We start from the raw sequence: 14,606 nt of genomic DNA, 5'->3' as shown, positions 1-14,606 counted from the left end.
GGCGGCTACGGATTACTCGTGAATCTGCTTCCTCGGCATAATGTTGACCGTTTCATGCAGTTCAGACCACACCAGCACGGCTTCACCTGATTGTAGTTGGCGTTTGACGTCGGCGACTTTTTGTTCGAGCGAGCGTTCATGTTCACCATAATCGGTGCCTTCGCGCAAGACAAAGCTTTCAATCAAATTGTCCAGCGCGTCCGGGGAGATATCTTGCCATGGGATAATCATGATGATGCCTCCAGATACGTTGTCAGCCAGTCCGGGATTCTTGATTCCAGCCACATCTCAGGACGGCGCACCGTGCCACCTATAAATCCAACGTGGCCGCCATGTTCAGTAAGCTGGTACTCCACCTGTGAGGGCAGATTTTCCGGTTTCGGGATCACATGATGATCCATAAACGGATCGTCTTTCGCATGGATAATCAGCGTTGGTTTGGCGATCCGATTGAGCAACGGCATGGCGCTGCACTGGCGGTAATAGTCTATAGCATCGGCGAAACCGTGGATTTTGGCGGTGATTAGATCGTCAAAATCGCGAATGCGGCGTAAAGATTTCAACTGGGCCAGACTCACCGGCAGCGAACCTGGATAAGCTTCAAGCTTACGTGAGGCATTGGCTTTCAACAGATTGAGCAGGTAGCGCTGGTAGACCCGGGAGAAGCCCTTGTCCATATGGTAGCTACAGGCTTCGAGCACGAAAGGTGCAGAAACGATAACCGCCGCATCTATCGGAATATCGTTGCCTTCTTTTGCCAGCAGGCAAGCCAGCATGTTTCCACCGAGTGAATAACCTACCGCCGCGGTCGGTACGCGACCGAACTCACGCTCCAGCCAGTGTAAAAACCAGGTGCCATCTTCTGTTTCGCCCGAGTGATAAATGCGGTTCAGACGATTGGGTTCGCCGCTGCAGCCGCGAAAATGCATTACCACGCCCAGCCAGCCGCGCTTTTGTGCTGCTTCAATCAGGCCATGTGCGTAGGGGCTGTTCAGACTACCTTCCAGACCGTGAAAAACCACCAGGCGCGGTTTGTGTTTCGCCTGTTGCGGATCTTCGCTCCACGCCAGATCGACGAAATCACCGTCGGGCAATTCCAGACGCTGCCAGTGGGCGTCGAACTTCACCTTGCGGCGGATTAAACGTGGCAGCATCGTCTGCAGATGGCGGTTACTGATACCGCGCATCGGGCGGAATTCTCGCGAATCGTCGGTAGGTGGGGTCATTTCTGTGGACGTGATTTCAACCATAACACCGGAGCAATTAATAATCGGAAAGAATAACTATACCGCGCACAGCGCGTGCGGGTTAGCCAATATGTGATTTTGTCGCTAGTCAGTCAGCAGGTTACGCGAGATTGGGTCACAACTACGTCAACGAAACGTAGGCCTGATAAGACGCGCGAGCGTCCTCATCAGGCATTTTCGGCTCTGGCGCCGGATGGCAGCTTCGCCTTCTCCGGCAACCATGACTACTTGGCGAGCATTTGCTCAAGCTGCTCCTGAGCCTCCAGCCAGGCCATTTCACACTCTTCCAGCCCGGATTTCGCACTGGCCTGCTGCTGCAAACAGGCGGTAAGTTCGGCTTTGCGACTTTGGTCGTACAGTTCGCTGTCGCCGAGTTTTTCTTCCGCCTGCGCCAGCTGTGCGTGCAGTTTCTCCATCTCTTTTTCCAGACGGGTAATCTCTTTACGCAGCGGCTGCGTCAGGGAGCGCAGTTCCGCTTCGCGGCGCTTCTGGTCTTTACGCGCCTGGGCGCTGTTAACGCTCTCTTTCGCCGGTTCGTCGCCCTGGTTTTCCTGTTTCTGGACATCGCTCAGCCACTGCTGATAATCCTCCAGATCGCCATCAAACGGCTCGACTTTCTTGTCGTGTACCAGATAGAGGTCGTCGGTGGTGGAGCGGATCAGGTGACGGTCGTGCGAGACGACAACCAGCGCACCTTCAAAGTCGATCAGCGCCTCGGTCAGCGCCTGACGCATATCCAAGTCCAGGTGGTTGGTCGGTTCATCGAGCAGCAGTAGGTTAGGGCGCTGCCAGACGATCAACGCCAGCACCAGACGCGCTTTTTCGCCACCGGAGAAGCGGCGTGTCTCTTCGCTGACTTTATCGCCCTGGAAGCCGAATCCACCCAGGTAGTCACGCAGTTTCTGTTCCAACTCCTGCGGTGCCATGCGTGCCAGATGCTGAATGGGTGATTCATCGGCGCGTAAAAACTCCAGCTGGTGCTGCGCGAAGTAGCCCAGCTTGATGCCTTTCGCCAGGCCAATCTCGCCGCTGATAGGGGCCAGTTCGCCGGCCAGCAGCTTAATCAGCGTCGATTTACCCGCGCCGTTGCGACCGAGCAGGCCGATGCGGGAACCCGGCACCAGATTCAGTTTGATCGAATCGAGAATGACGCGATCGCCGTAGCCAGCGCTGACCTTTTCCATCTTCAGCAGCGGGTTTGGCAGGCTTTCCGGCTCACGGAAGCTGAAGTGGAACGGGTTGTCCACGTGCGCTGGGGCAATCAGCTCCATGCGTTCCAGCATTTTGATACGGCTCTGTGCCTGCTTCGCTTTCGTTGCTTTAGCGCGGAAACGATCGATATAGCTTTGCAGATGCGCCACGCGCTCCTGCTGGCTTTCGTACATTGCCTGTTGCTGTGCGAGGCGCGTCGCACGCTGGATTTCAAACGCGCTGTAGTTGCCGGTGTACTCGAACATGGTTTGCTGTTCGATATGGATAATTTTATCTACCACCGGATCGAGGAAGTCGCGATCGTGGGAGATCAAAATCAGCGTACCCTGATAGCTTTTCAGCCATCTTTCCAGCCAGATCACCGCGTCGAGATCGAGGTGGTTGGTGGGTTCATCGAGCAGCAGTAGGTCTGAACGGCAAATCAGCGCCTGGGCCAGGTTGAGACGCATACGCCAGCCACCGGAGAAGTCGCTGACCGGGCGCTCAAGCTGTTCGTTGGAGAAGCCGAGGCCATGCAGCAGGCTGGCGGCGCGTGAGCGCACAGTCCAGGCGTCGATGGCATCCAGCTTGCCATGGACAGTGGCAATGGCATGTCCATCGTTACGTTCGTTAGCGTCGTTCAACTGCGCTTCCAGTTGACGATACTCGCGGTCGCCGTCAATGACGTACTCCAGCGCGGGCTGTGGCAACGCAGGCGTTTCCTGATTCACCCACGCGAGCTGCCAGTTTCCCGGATAGGTAAATCCTCCAGCGTCGGCGCTGAGTTCATTTTTCAGCAATGCCAGCAGGGTAGATTTACCGCAGCCATTTTTACCCACCAGGCCAACCTTCTGCCCTGGATTAATGGTGGCCGTGGCATTGTCCAGCAAGACGCGCACGCCGCGACGAATTTGTAACGATGAGAAAACAATCATAAGGCGCCGTATGTTCAGACTATGTTAATTTATCATTATGATAATGTAATGTGCGGGCCGTTTGCCGCACCGAGGCGCAATGGTAGCCCAAAACGTCGAAAATAGACAAAAGACAAAACCGGGAGGGGGATGATGTTCCAGCCAGCGAAAGTCTTGCTGCTGTATGCCCATCCGGAATCTCAGGACTCGGTCGCGAACCGTGTTCTGCTTAAACCGGCCATGCAGCTCAGCAATGTTACCGTGCACGACCTTTACGCGCACTATCCTGATTTTTTTATCGATATTCCGCATGAACAGGCGCTGCTGCGTGAGCATGATGTGATTGTTTTTCAGCACCCACTCTATACCTATAGCTGTCCGGCGCTGTTAAAGGAATGGCTTGACCGCGTACTGAGCCGCGGATTTGCCAGCGGTCCCGGAGGGAATCAACTGGCGGGAAAGTACTGGCGTAGCGTTATCACTACCGGAGAACCGGAAAGTGCCTACCGCTATGACGCGCTAAACCGTTATCCAATGAGCGATGTGCTGCGTCCTTTCGAGCTAACGGCCGGTATGTGCCGCATGCACTGGATGAGCCCAATTATCGTTTACTGGGCCAGACGGCAAACGAAGCAGGAGCTGGACAGCCATGCGAAAGCGTATGGTGACTGGCTGGCGAATCCAATCCCTGTGGGAGGCCGCTAATGGAAGGTTCTGATTTATTGACAGCGGGAGTGTTGTTCCTCTTCGCGGCGGTGGCTGCAGTTCCCCTGGCCTCAAAGCTGGGTATCGGTCCTGTGCTGGGTTACTTGCTGGCGGGTATTGCTATCGGCCCGTGGGGATTAGGATTCATCAGCGATGTGGATGAAATTCTGCACTTCTCCGAGCTGGGCGTAGTCTTTCTGATGTTCATCATTGGGCTGGAACTTAATCCCGCCAAACTGTGGCAACTGCGGCGTTCAATTTTTGGCGTCGGTGCCGCGCAGGTGATGCTGAGCGCGGTGGTGCTGGCCGGATTATTGATGCTCACTGCGTTCTCCTGGCAGGCGGCAGTGGTTGGCGGCATTGGTCTGGCGATGTCATCGACCGCTATGGCGCTACAGTTGATGCGCGAAAAAGGCATGAACCGCAGTGAATCCGGACAACTGGGTTTTTCGGTACTGCTGTTTCAGGATCTGGCGGTGATCCCCGCGCTGGCACTGGTTCCGCTGCTGGCGGGTTCTGCTGACGAACATTTTGACTGGATCAAAGTGGGAATGAAGGTGCTGGCCTTTGCCGGCATGCTGATTGGCGGTCGCTATTTGCTGCGTCCGGTTTTCCGCTTTATTGCGGATTCTGGCGTGCGGGAAGTGTTCACCGCTGCCACGCTGCTGTTGGTGCTGGGTTCTGCTCTATTTATGGATGCGCTGGGGCTGTCAATGGCGCTGGGAACGTTTATCGCGGGCGTGCTGCTGGCGGAAAGCGAATACCGACATGAGCTGGAAACGGCAATCGATCCGTTTAAAGGCCTGTTGCTCGGGCTGTTTTTTATCTCCGTTGGCATGTCGCTCAACCTCGGCGTGCTCTACACCCATATTCTGTGGGTGGCAGCGAGCGTGATAGTGCTGGTGGTCGTAAAAATGCTGGTGCTGTATGTGCTGGCGCGTCTTAACGGCATGAGAAGCTCTGAACGGATGCAATTTGCCGGGGTTTTAAGTCAGGGTGGTGAATTCGCTTTCGTGCTGTTTTCAACGGCATCCTCGCAACGGCTGTTTCAGGGCGACCAAATGGCGTTGCTGCTGGTGACCGTCACGCTGTCGATGATGACCACACCGCTGGTGATGAAGCTGATTGATAAATGGCTCTCCCGCCAGTTTAACGGCACGGATGAGGAAGATGAAAAACCCTGGGTGGAAGATGATAAACCGCAGGTGATTGTGGTGGGGTTTGGGCGTTTTGGTCAGGTTATTGGTCGCCTGTTGATGGCCAATAAAATGCGCATTACCGTTCTGGAGCGGGATATCAGCGCGGTGAATCTGATGCGTAAATATGGCTATAAGGTTTATTACGGTGATGCCACGCAGGTGGAACTGTTGCGCTCCGCAGGGGCAGAGGCGGCGCAATCTATTGTTATTACGTGTAATGAGCCTGAAGACACCATGAAACTGGTGGAACTGTGCCAACAGTATTTTCCGCATTTGCATATTCTTGCGCGAGCGCGCGGACGTGTAGAGGCACATGAGTTATTACAGGCTGGTGTGACGCAGTTTTCCCGCGAAACGTTCTCCAGTGCGCTGGAGTTGGGGCGTAAAACGCTGGTTACACTGGGAATGCATCCGCACCAGGCTCAGCGCGCTCAGCTGCATTTTCGGCGGCTGGATATGCGCATGCTGCGGGAACTGATCCCCATGCATACAGATACGGTACAAATCTCTCGAGCCAGGGAAGCCCGACGCGAGCTGGAGGAAATTTTCCAACGAGAGATGCAGCAAGAGCGACGTCAGTTGGATGGCTGGGATGAATTTGAGTAGAGGATAACCATGGCAATTCGTAAACGTTTTATCGCAGGTGCAAAATGTCCGTCCTGCCAGTCGCAGGATACGCTGGCGATGTGGCGCGAAAATAATATCGATATTGTTGAGTGTGTTAAGTGCGGTCATCAGATGCGGGAAGCGGATAAAGAGGCGCGCGAGCACGTTCGCAAAGAAGAGCAAGTGATCGGGATTTTTCATCCGGACTAGCGATATGGCGCAGCTTTTTTTAAGCTAGAGGGTACACGGGTGCAGAATTCCGCTACAATCTGCGCCACTATTCTTTCCATGCTCAGGAGATATCATGAAAGTAGCAAAGGACCTGGTGGTCAGCCTGGCCTATCAGGTACGTACAGAAGACGGTGTGTTGGTTGATGAGTCTCCGGTGAGTGCACCGCTGGACTACCTGCATGGTCACGGTTCCCTGATTTCTGGCCTGGAAACAGCGCTGGACGGTCATGAAGTTGGCGACAAATTCGATGTTGCTGTTGGCGCAAACGACGCATACGGTCAGTACGACGAAAACCTGGTGCAGCGCGTTCCTAAAGACGTCTTCATGGGCGTTGACGAACTGCAGGTTGGCATGCGTTTCCTGGCTGAAACTGACCAGGGTCCAGTACCGGTAGAAATTACCGAAGTGGAAGACGACCACGTTGTGGTTGACGGTAACCACATGCTGGCTGGCCAGAATCTGAAATTCAACGTAGAAGTTGTTGCTATCCGCGAAGCGACCGAAGAAGAACTGGCTCACGGCCACGTTCACGGTGCGCACGGTCACGACCACGATCATGACCACGGTCATGACGGTTGCTGCGGTGGTCACGGCCACGGTCACGACCATGGTCACGAGCACGGTGGCGAAGGCTGCTGCGGCGGTAGCGGTAAAGGTAACGGCGGCGGCTGCGGTTGCCACTGATCGGTATGATTGCCTGATGGCGCTACGCTTATCAGGCCTACCGTAGGCCGGATAAGACGTTTACGTCGTCATCCGGCACAAAAAAGCGGGGATATCCCCGCTTTTTTTACGTCTCAATAATGTGGCGGCGGGGTCTCTTCAGACTGCGACGCAATGTGGGACGGCTGCGTTGCTTTGAGCTTTTCTGTCAGCAGACGCAGATGGTCGCGCAGTTTGGCCATTTCCAGTTCATGCGCGGTCACCGTCACGTTGAGCTCTTCAATGGTGATCTCCTGAAATGCCAGGCGACTTTCCAGTTCAGCCAGGCGAGTTTCCATTGTTGTATCCTGCATGATTCACCTCTTTCTTTTTTCTCCGGCAGATCGCGGACTGCGGCGAATTCTACTTAACTTTGCCTGTTTGCACAGCACTCAATCTTCGGTAACGAAACTAATTTAAACAAAAAGAGTCTGAAAAGTGGTGATAATAGGGCGTGCCTGTATGTTGATTTGTTCTGCAACGCTTTATAGTACATTTTTATGTTAGCTAACCCTGGGGTGAGATGCCCCGGCCCTGGAGATATGGATGAAATCACTGTTTAAAGTAACGCTGCTGGCGACCACAATGGCTGTTGCTCTGCATGCCCCGATCACCTTCGCTGCTGATGCTGCGAAACCAGCCGCTACTGCTGACAGCAAAGCAGCATTCAAGAATGACGACCAAAAAGCCGCTTACGCGCTGGGCGCGTCCCTGGGTCGTTATATGGAAAACTCTCTGAAAGAGCAGGAAAAACTGGGCATCAAACTGGATAAAGATCAGCTGATCGCTGGTGTTCAGGATGCGTTTGCAGACAAGAGCAAACTGTCTGACCAGGAAATCGAACAAACTCTGCAGGCGTTTGAAGCGCGCGTGAAGAGCTCCGCTCAGGCGAAAATGGAAAAAGACGCGGCTGACAACGAAGCCAAAGGTAAAGTTTACCGCGAGAAATTTGCTAAAGAGAAAGGCGTTAAAACCTCTTCTACTGGCCTGGTCTACAAAGTAGAGAAAGAAGGTACTGGCGCTGCACCGAAAGACAGCGATACGGTGGTAGTCAACTACAAAGGTACGCTGATCGATGGTAAAGAGTTTGATAACTCCTACACCCGTGGTGAGCCGCTGTCTTTCCGTCTTGACGGTGTAATCCCTGGTTGGACTGAAGGCCTGAAAAATATCAAGAAAGGCGGCAAAATCCAGCTGGTTATCCCACCGGATCTGGCTTACGGCAAAACCGGCGTCCCGGGTATTCCGGCCAACTCTACGCTGGTCTTTGATGTTGAACTGTTAGACATCAAACCGGCACCGAAAGCTGACGCGCAGCCAGATGCTGCACCGGCAGATAAAGCTGCAGACAGCAGCAAAAAATAAGCTAACAAAAACCGCCGCCCACAGGGCGGCGGTTTTTTATTATCGACAGGATATAATTAATACTGGAAAGCGCCTTGTGCGCTGTATTACTTTAGATGCCCCTATAATAGTGATGAGCCTGCCCTGACAACATAACGACAGGCTCCTGAAAAGGAGTGCTTTTTTTCATGTCCAGGTCGCTTTTAACCAACGAAACCAGTGAGCTAGATTTGCTGGATCAACGTCCTTTCGATCAAACCGACTTCGATATCCTCAAATCCTACGAAGCGGTAGTGGACGGGTTGGCGATGCTCATTGGTTCCCATTGTGAAATCGTATTGCACTCTTTGCAGGATTTGAAATGCTCGGCCATCCGCATTGCTAACGGTGAACACACGGGCCGTAAAATTGGCTCACCGATTACCGACCTTGCGTTGCGTATGCTGCATGATATGACGGGTGCGGATAGCAGCGTGTCGAAGTGTTACTTCACACGTGCGAAAAGCGGTGTCTTGATGAAGTCGGTGACGATTGCCATTCGCAACCGTGAGCATCGCGTGATTGGTCTGCTGTGCATCAACATGAACCTTGATGTTCCTTTCTCGCAGATAATGAATACCTTTATCCCACCGGAAACCCCGGAAGTGGGCTCTGCCGTCAACTTCGCTTCTTCGGTGGAAGATCTGGTTACCCAGACGCTGGAATTCACGATCGAAGAAGTGAATGCCGATCGCAATGTTTCCAACAACGCGAAGAACCGCCAGATCGTCCTGAATTTATATGAGAAAGGCATCTTCGATATTAAAGATGCCATCAACCAGGTCGCCGATCGGCTGAACATCTCCAAACATACGGTCTACCTCTATATTCGTCAGTTCAAAAGCGGCGATTTCCAGGGGCAAGACAAGTAATGCGTTTTGCCATCATGGTGACAGGGCCTGCTTATGGCACGCAGCAGGCGAGTAGCGCGTTGCAATTTGCTCATGCGCTTCTCGAAGAAGGGCATGAGTTATGCAGCGTCTTTTTCTATCGTGAAGGTGTATATAACGCCAATTTCCTGACTTCACCCGCCAGTGATGAATATGATCTGGTGCGGGCCTGGCAACAGCTGAACCAACAGCATGGTGTAACGCTGAATATCTGCGTGGCGGCGGCGTTGCGTCGCGGCGTTGTTGATGAAACTGAGGCAAAGCGGCTGGGGCTGGCAGGGGCTAATTTACAACCAGGTTTTAACCTCAGCGGGCTTGGATCGCTGGCTGAGGCATCCCTGACTTGCGATCGCGTGGTGCAGTTCTGATGAAACGTGTTGCTTTTGTTTTTTCTACCGTACCGCACGGCAGCGCATCAGGCCGTGAAGGATTAGATGCATTGCTGGCGACATCTGCATTAACGGAAGACCTCGGCGTGTTTTTTATCGGCGATGGCGTCTTTCAAATCCTCCAGGGACAACAACCGGATGCCGTGCTGGCGCGAGACTATATCGCAACCTTCAAGCTGTTAGGGTTGTACGATATCGATCAATGTTGGCTGTGCGCCGCTTCATTACGCGAGCGGGGCCTTCAGCAGGGGGTTAATTTTGTGGTCGATGCGACAGCGCTTGAACCGGAAGATTTACGCCGTGAGTTAGGCAACTTTGACGTCATTTTAAGGTTTTGAGACTCTCATGCTGCACACACTACATCGCTCCGCGTGGCTTACCGATTTCTCCTCTCTTCTTCGCCTGATAGATAAAGACGATGAACTTTTATTGCTCCAGGATGGTGTGACGGCGGCAATCGAAGGCAGCCGCTTCCTTGAAAGTCTGCAAAATGCCTCCATTAAGGTCTATGTACTGGAAGAAGACATTAAGGCCCGCGGGTTGAGTGGTCAAATTTCAGACAGTGTCGTCAGGGTTAGCTATACTGACTTCGTCAGACTTACGGTGAAACATCCCAGCCAGATGTCCTGGTAATTGTGGGATCGTTGTATATTTCTTGACACCTTTTCGACACCGACCTAAAATTCTGCGTCCTCATATTGTATGAGGTCGTTTTATTACGTGTTTACGAAGCAAAAGCTAAAACCAGGAGCTATTTAATGGCAACAGTTAACCAGCTGGTACGCAAACCACGTGCACGCAAAGTTGCAAAAAGCAACGTGCCTGCGCTGGAAGCATGCCCGCAGAAACGTGGCGTATGTACTCGTGTATATACTACCACTCCTAAAAAACCGAACTCCGCACTGCGTAAAGTTTGCCGTGTTCGTCTGACTAACGGTTTTGAAGTGACTTCCTACATCGGTGGTGAAGGTCACAACCTGCAGGAGCACTCCGTGATCCTGATCCGTGGCGGTCGTGTAAAAGACCTCCCGGGTGTTCGTTACCACACCGTTCGTGGTGCGCTTGACTGCTCCGGCGTTAAAGACCGTAAGCAATCACGCTCCAAGTATGGCGTGAAACGTCCTAAGGCTTAATGGTTCTCCGTTAAGTAAGGCCAAACGTTTTATATTAATGTCAAACTAAACTCTTAGAGTTTTGGACAATCCTGAATTAACAACGGAGTATTTCCATGCCACGTCGTCGCGTCATTGGTCAGCGTAAAATTCTGCCGGATCCGAAGTTCGGATCAGAACTGCTGGCTAAATTTGTAAATATCCTGATGGTAGATGGTAAAAAATCTACTGCCGAAACTATCGTATACAGCGCGCTGGAGACCCTGGCTCAGCGTTCTGGTAAAAACGAACTGGAAGCTTTCGAAGTAGCTCTCGAAAACGTGCGCCCGACTGTCGAAGTTAAGTCTCGCCGCGTTGGTGGTTCTACTTATCAGGTACCAGTTGAAGTCCGTCCGGTCCGTCGTAATGCTCTGGCAATGCGTTGGATCGTTGAAGCTGCTCGTAAACGCGGTGATAAATCCATGGCTCTGCGCCTGGCGAACGAACTTTCTGATGCTGCAGAAAACAAAGGTACTGCAGTTAAGAAACGTGAAGACGTTCACCGTATGGCAGAAGCCAACAAGGCGTTCGCACACTACCGTTGGTAATCCCTTCGGAGTTTTAGTCACCAGGCGGGCGCTTCTAGTAAGCAGCCCGCTTTGGGCTACTTAAATTGAACGCCTAAAAGATAAACGAGGAATCAAATGGCTCGTACAACACCCATCGCGCGCTACCGTAACATCGGTATCAGTGCGCACATCGACGCCGGTAAAACCACTACTACCGAACGTATTCTGTTCTACACCGGTGTAAACCATAAAATCGGTGAAGTTCATGACGGCGCAGCCACCATGGACTGGATGGAGCAGGAGCAGGAACGTGGTATTACTATCACCTCCGCAGCGACTACTGCATTCTGGTCTGGTATGGCTAAGCAGTATGAACCGCATCGCGTAAACATCATCGACACCCCGGGGCACGTTGACTTCACTATCGAAGTAGAACGTTCCATGCGTGTGCTTGATGGTGCAGTAATGGTTTACTGCGCAGTTGGTGGTGTTCAGCCTCAGTCTGAAACCGTATGGCGTCAGGCAAACAAATATAAAGTTCCGCGCATTGCGTTCGTTAACAAAATGGACCGTATGGGTGCGAACTTCCTGAAAGTTGTTGGTCAGATCAAAACCCGTCTGGGCGCGAACCCTGTTCCGCTGCAGCTGGCAATTGGCGCTGAAGAAGCGTTCACCGGTGTTGTTGACCTGGTGAAAATGAAAGCCATCAACTGGAACGAAGAAGATGCAGGTGTAACCTTCACTTATGAAGATATCCCGGCTGACATGCAGGAACTGGCTGAAGAATGGCACCAGAACCTGATCGAGTCCGCTGCAGAAGCTTCAGAAGAGCTGATGGAGAAATACCTGGGTGGTGAAGAACTGACTGAAGAAGAGATCAAAAAAGCTCTGCGTCAGCGCGTTCTGAACAACGAAATCATCCTGGTAACCTGTGGTTCTGCGTTCAAGAACAAAGGTGTTCAGGCGATGCTGGATGCGGTAATTGATTACCTGCCATCCCCAGTAGACGTACCTGCGATCAACGGTATTCTGGACGACGGTAAAGATACTCCTGCTGAGCGTCATGCTAGCGATGACGAGCCGTTTGCTGCTCTGGCATTCAAAATCGCTACCGACCCGTTCGTGGGTAACCTGACCTTCTTCCGTGTGTACTCTGGTGTGGTTAACTCCGGTGACACCATCCTGAACTCCGTGAAAACTGCACGTGAACGTTTCGGCCGTATCGTACAGATGCACGCTAACAAACGTGAAGAGATCAAAGAAGTTCGCGCGGGCGATATCGCTGCTGCAATCGGTCTGAAAGACGTGACCACTGGTGACACTCTGTGTGACCCGGATCACCCGATCATTCTGGAACGTATGGAATTCCCTGAGCCGGTAATTTCCATCGCGGTAGAACCGAAAACCAAAGCTGACCAGGAAAAAATGGGTCTGGCTCTGGGCCGTCTGGCGAAAGAAGACCCGTCATTCCGCGTATGGACTGACGAAGAATCTAACCAGACCATTATCGCTGGTATGGGTGAGCTGCACCTCGACATCATCGTTGACCGTATGAAGCGTGAATTCAACGTTGAAGCGAACGTCGGTAAACCTCAGGTTGCTTACCGTGAAGCGATTCGCGCGAAAGTTACCGATATCGAAGGTAAACACGCTAAGCAGTCTGGTGGTCGCGGTCAGTACGGTCATGTTGTTATCGACATGTACCCGCTGGAGCCGGGTTCAAACCCGAAAGGCTACGAGTTCATCAACGACATCAAAGGTGGTGTAATTCCTGGCGAATACATCCCGGCCGTTGATAAAGGCATCCAGGAACAGCTGAAATCTGGCCCGCTGGCTGGTTACCCGGTTGTTGATCTGGGCGTGCGTCTGCACTTCGGTTCTTACCATGACGTTGACTCCTCTGAGCTGGCGTTTAAACTGGCCGCTTCTATCGCCTTCAAAGATGGCTTTAAGAAAGCGAAACCAGTTCTGCTTGAGCCTATCATGAAGGTTGAAGTAGAGACTCCGGAAGAGAACACCGGTGACGTAATCGGTGACTTGAGCCGCCGTCGTGGTATGCTTCGTGGTCAGGAATCCAACGTCACTGGCGTTGTTATCCATGCTGAAGTTCCGCTGTCTGAAATGTTCGGATATGCAACCCAGCTGCGTTCTCTGACCAAAGGCCGTGCTTCTTACTCCATGGAGTTCCTGAAGTACGACGATGCGCCGAACAACGTTGCTCAGGCCGTTATTGAAGCCCGTGGTAAATAATCCACAGGATTAAAACCTAAGTCCCGTGCTCTCTCCATAGGGGAGAGCACTATAGTAAGGAATATAGCCGTGTCTAAAGAAAAATTTGAACGTACAAAACCGCACGTTAACGTCGGCACCATCGGCCACGTTGACCACGGTAAAACTACCCTGACCGCTGCAATCACTACCGTACTGGCTAAAACCTACGGCGGTGCTGCTCGTGCATTCGACCAGATCGATAACGCGCCGGAAGAAAAAGCTCGTGGTATCACCATCAACACTTCTCACGTTGAATATGACACCCCGACTCGCCACTACGCACACGTAGACTGCCCGGGCCACGCCGACTATGTTAAAAACATGATCACCGGTGCTGCGCAGATGGACGGCGCGATCCTGGTTGTTGCTGCGACTGACGGCCCGATGCCGCAGACTCGTGAGCACATCCTGCTGGGTCGTCAGGTAGGTGTTCCGTACATCATCGTGTTCCTGAACAAATGCGACATGGTTGATGACGAAGAGCTGCTGGAACTGGTAGAAATGGAAGTTCGTGAACTTCTGTCTCAGTACGATTTCCCGGGCGACGACACTCCGATCGTTCGTGGTTCTGCTCTGAAAGCGCTGGAAGGCGAAGCAGAGTGGGAAGCGAAAATCATCGAACTGGCTGGCTTCCTGGATTCTTACATCCCAGAACCAGAGCGTGCGATTGACAAGCCGTTCCTGCTGCCTATCGAAGACGTATTCTCCATCTCCGGTCGTGGTACCGTTGTTACCGGTCGTGTAGAGCGCGGTATCATCAAAGTTGGTGAAGAAGTTGAAATCGTTGGTATCAAAGAGACTGCTAAGTCTACCTGTACTGGCGTTGAAATGTTCCGCAAACTGCTGGACGAAGGCCGTGCTGGTGAGAACGTTGGTGTTCTGCTGCGTGGTATCAAACGTGAAGAAATCGAACGTGGTCAGGTACTGGCTAAGCCGGGCTCTATCAAGCCGCACACCAAGTTCGAATCTGAAGTGTACATTCTGTCCAAAGACGAAGGCGGCCGTCATACTCCGTTCTTCAAAGGCTACCGTCCGCAGTTCTACTTCCGTACTACTGACGTGACTGGTACCATCGAACTGCCGGAAGGCGTAGAGATGGTAATGCCGGGCGACAACATCAAAATGGTTGTTACCCTGATCCACCCAATCGCGATGGACGACGGTCTGCGTTTCGCAATCCGTGAAGGCGGCCGTACTGTTGGTGCGGGCGTTGTTGC

At 52.7% G+C, this 14,606-nt stretch carries 16 protein-coding genes and 1 pseudogene; 13 read left to right on the top strand and 4 right to left on the bottom strand.

Annotation, left to right across the window (positions count from 1 at the left end; genetic code table 11):
- Window positions 1-12 precede the first annotated feature (12 nt).
- From OGY71_RS14205 to OGY71_RS14195, 3 genes and pseudogenes are all read right to left on the bottom strand, one after another.
- Window positions 13-231, bottom strand: a complete 219-nt coding sequence (locus tag OGY71_RS14205; RefSeq protein WP_003023615.1) for a YheU family protein — start codon at window positions 229-231, stop codon at window positions 13-15.
- Window positions 228-1,296, bottom strand: a pseudogene (locus tag OGY71_RS14200) (hydrolase). The gene OGY71_RS14205 and the pseudogene OGY71_RS14200 overlap by 4 nt, the downstream one beginning before the upstream one ends.
- A 175-nt stretch (window positions 1,297-1,471) precedes the next feature.
- The gene (locus OGY71_RS14195; RefSeq protein ID WP_286613431.1) at window positions 1,472-3,373 is read right to left on the bottom strand and encodes an ABC transporter ATP-binding protein; all 1,902 of its coding nucleotides are present in this window, start codon (window positions 3,371-3,373) and stop codon (window positions 1,472-1,474) included.
- 132 nt (window positions 3,374-3,505) lie between these two features.
- On the opposite strand from OGY71_RS14195, the gene kefG reads away from it, so the two are divergent.
- From kefG to slyD, 4 genes are all read left to right on the top strand, one after another.
- On the top strand, window positions 3,506-4,057 hold the full coding sequence (gene kefG, locus OGY71_RS14190; protein ID WP_003023629.1) for a glutathione-regulated potassium-efflux system ancillary protein KefG: 552 nt from the start codon (window positions 3,506-3,508) through the stop codon (window positions 4,055-4,057).
- Window positions 4,057-5,862 carry a glutathione-regulated potassium-efflux system protein KefB gene (kefB, locus tag OGY71_RS14185; RefSeq protein WP_003827759.1) on the top strand — a complete coding sequence of 602 codons (1,806 nt, stop codon included), beginning with the start codon at window positions 4,057-4,059 and terminating at the stop codon, window positions 5,860-5,862. The genes kefG and kefB overlap by 1 nt, the downstream gene beginning before the upstream one ends.
- Before the next feature lie 9 nt (window positions 5,863-5,871).
- Entirely contained in the window at window positions 5,872-6,072 is a 201-nt protein-coding gene (locus OGY71_RS14180; RefSeq protein ID WP_003023632.1) for a YheV family putative zinc ribbon protein, read from the top strand.
- Between the two features lie 94 nt (window positions 6,073-6,166).
- A complete protein-coding gene (gene slyD, locus OGY71_RS14175) occupies window positions 6,167-6,778 on the top strand; it encodes a peptidylprolyl isomerase (RefSeq protein ID WP_003827764.1) in 612 nt (203 codons plus the stop codon).
- A gap of 113 nt (window positions 6,779-6,891) precedes the next feature.
- Here slyD and OGY71_RS14170 read toward each other — a convergent pair whose 3' ends face one another.
- Entirely contained in the window at window positions 6,892-7,110 is a 219-nt protein-coding gene (locus OGY71_RS14170; protein WP_003023639.1) for a protein SlyX, read from the bottom strand.
- Between the two features lie 232 nt (window positions 7,111-7,342).
- Between OGY71_RS14170 and fkpA the strand changes: the two genes are divergently transcribed.
- From fkpA to tuf, 9 genes are all read left to right on the top strand, one after another.
- Entirely contained in the window at window positions 7,343-8,161 is an 819-nt protein-coding gene (gene fkpA / locus OGY71_RS14165; protein ID WP_003827768.1) for an FKBP-type peptidyl-prolyl cis-trans isomerase, read from the top strand.
- A gap of 167 nt (window positions 8,162-8,328) precedes the next feature.
- Window positions 8,329-9,051, top strand: coding sequence for a helix-turn-helix transcriptional regulator (locus tag OGY71_RS14160; protein ID WP_003023643.1), 723 nt, complete (start codon window positions 8,329-8,331; stop codon window positions 9,049-9,051).
- Window positions 9,051-9,437, top strand: a complete 387-nt coding sequence (tusD, locus tag OGY71_RS14155; protein WP_003827770.1) for a sulfurtransferase complex subunit TusD — start codon at window positions 9,051-9,053, stop codon at window positions 9,435-9,437. The genes OGY71_RS14160 and tusD overlap by 1 nt, the downstream gene beginning before the upstream one ends.
- Window positions 9,437-9,796, top strand: coding sequence for a sulfurtransferase complex subunit TusC (gene tusC / locus OGY71_RS14150; protein WP_003827771.1), 360 nt, complete (start codon window positions 9,437-9,439; stop codon window positions 9,794-9,796). Before tusD ends, tusC begins: the two co-directional genes overlap by 1 nt.
- 7 nt (window positions 9,797-9,803) lie before the next feature.
- Window positions 9,804-10,091 (top strand): sulfurtransferase complex subunit TusB, encoded by a 288-nt coding sequence (gene tusB, locus OGY71_RS14145; protein ID WP_003023651.1) that lies wholly within the window; start codon window positions 9,804-9,806, stop codon window positions 10,089-10,091.
- A gap of 125 nt (window positions 10,092-10,216) precedes the next feature.
- Window positions 10,217-10,591: a 30S ribosomal protein S12 gene (gene rpsL / locus OGY71_RS14140; protein ID WP_003023654.1), complete on the top strand. Its 375-nt coding sequence runs from the start codon at window positions 10,217-10,219 to the stop codon at window positions 10,589-10,591.
- Window positions 10,592-10,686: 95 nt separating this feature from the next.
- Window positions 10,687-11,157, top strand: coding sequence for a 30S ribosomal protein S7 (gene rpsG, locus OGY71_RS14135; protein ID WP_003023657.1), 471 nt, complete (start codon window positions 10,687-10,689; stop codon window positions 11,155-11,157).
- A 96-nt stretch (window positions 11,158-11,253) separates the two neighbouring features.
- Window positions 11,254-13,368 (top strand): elongation factor G, encoded by a 2,115-nt coding sequence (gene fusA / locus OGY71_RS14130; RefSeq protein ID WP_003023659.1) that lies wholly within the window; start codon window positions 11,254-11,256, stop codon window positions 13,366-13,368.
- Between the two features lie 69 nt (window positions 13,369-13,437).
- On the top strand, window positions 13,438-14,606 hold a 1,169-nt coding region (tuf, locus tag OGY71_RS14125; protein WP_049014834.1), incomplete at its 3' end, for an elongation factor Tu.

The sequence above is a fragment of the Citrobacter sp. Cpo109 genome, assembly GCF_030332565.1.
Taxonomy (GTDB): domain Bacteria; phylum Pseudomonadota; class Gammaproteobacteria; order Enterobacterales; family Enterobacteriaceae; genus Citrobacter; species Citrobacter portucalensis.
The sequence above is the reverse complement of the archived record's forward strand: the minus strand, read 5'-3'. Positions and strand labels throughout refer to the sequence as shown.

What these genes read in the sequence shown, in the direction of transcription:
- OGY71_RS14205 (WP_003023615.1), bottom strand. Translation starts at nt 231, where the DNA reads ATGATTATCCCATGGCAAGATATCTCCCCGGACGCGCTGGACAATTTG.
- OGY71_RS14195 (WP_286613431.1), bottom strand. Translation starts at nt 3,373, where the DNA reads ATGATTGTTTTCTCATCGTTACAAATTCGTCGCGGCGTGCGCGTCTTG.
- kefG (WP_003023629.1), top strand. Translation starts at nt 3,506, where the DNA reads ATGTTCCAGCCAGCGAAAGTCTTGCTGCTGTATGCCCATCCGGAATCT.
- kefB (WP_003827759.1), top strand. Translation starts at nt 4,057, where the DNA reads ATGGAAGGTTCTGATTTATTGACAGCGGGAGTGTTGTTCCTCTTCGCG.
- OGY71_RS14180 (WP_003023632.1), top strand. Translation starts at nt 5,872, where the DNA reads ATGGCAATTCGTAAACGTTTTATCGCAGGTGCAAAATGTCCGTCCTGC.
- slyD (WP_003827764.1), top strand. Translation starts at nt 6,167, where the DNA reads ATGAAAGTAGCAAAGGACCTGGTGGTCAGCCTGGCCTATCAGGTACGT.
- OGY71_RS14170 (WP_003023639.1), bottom strand. Translation starts at nt 7,110, where the DNA reads ATGCAGGATACAACAATGGAAACTCGCCTGGCTGAACTGGAAAGTCGC.
- fkpA (WP_003827768.1), top strand. Translation starts at nt 7,343, where the DNA reads ATGAAATCACTGTTTAAAGTAACGCTGCTGGCGACCACAATGGCTGTT.
- OGY71_RS14160 (WP_003023643.1), top strand. Translation starts at nt 8,329, where the DNA reads ATGTCCAGGTCGCTTTTAACCAACGAAACCAGTGAGCTAGATTTGCTG.
- tusD (WP_003827770.1), top strand. Translation starts at nt 9,051, where the DNA reads ATGCGTTTTGCCATCATGGTGACAGGGCCTGCTTATGGCACGCAGCAG.
- tusC (WP_003827771.1), top strand. Translation starts at nt 9,437, where the DNA reads ATGAAACGTGTTGCTTTTGTTTTTTCTACCGTACCGCACGGCAGCGCA.
- tusB (WP_003023651.1), top strand. Translation starts at nt 9,804, where the DNA reads ATGCTGCACACACTACATCGCTCCGCGTGGCTTACCGATTTCTCCTCT.
- rpsL (WP_003023654.1), top strand. Translation starts at nt 10,217, where the DNA reads ATGGCAACAGTTAACCAGCTGGTACGCAAACCACGTGCACGCAAAGTT.
- rpsG (WP_003023657.1), top strand. Translation starts at nt 10,687, where the DNA reads ATGCCACGTCGTCGCGTCATTGGTCAGCGTAAAATTCTGCCGGATCCG.
- fusA (WP_003023659.1), top strand. Translation starts at nt 11,254, where the DNA reads ATGGCTCGTACAACACCCATCGCGCGCTACCGTAACATCGGTATCAGT.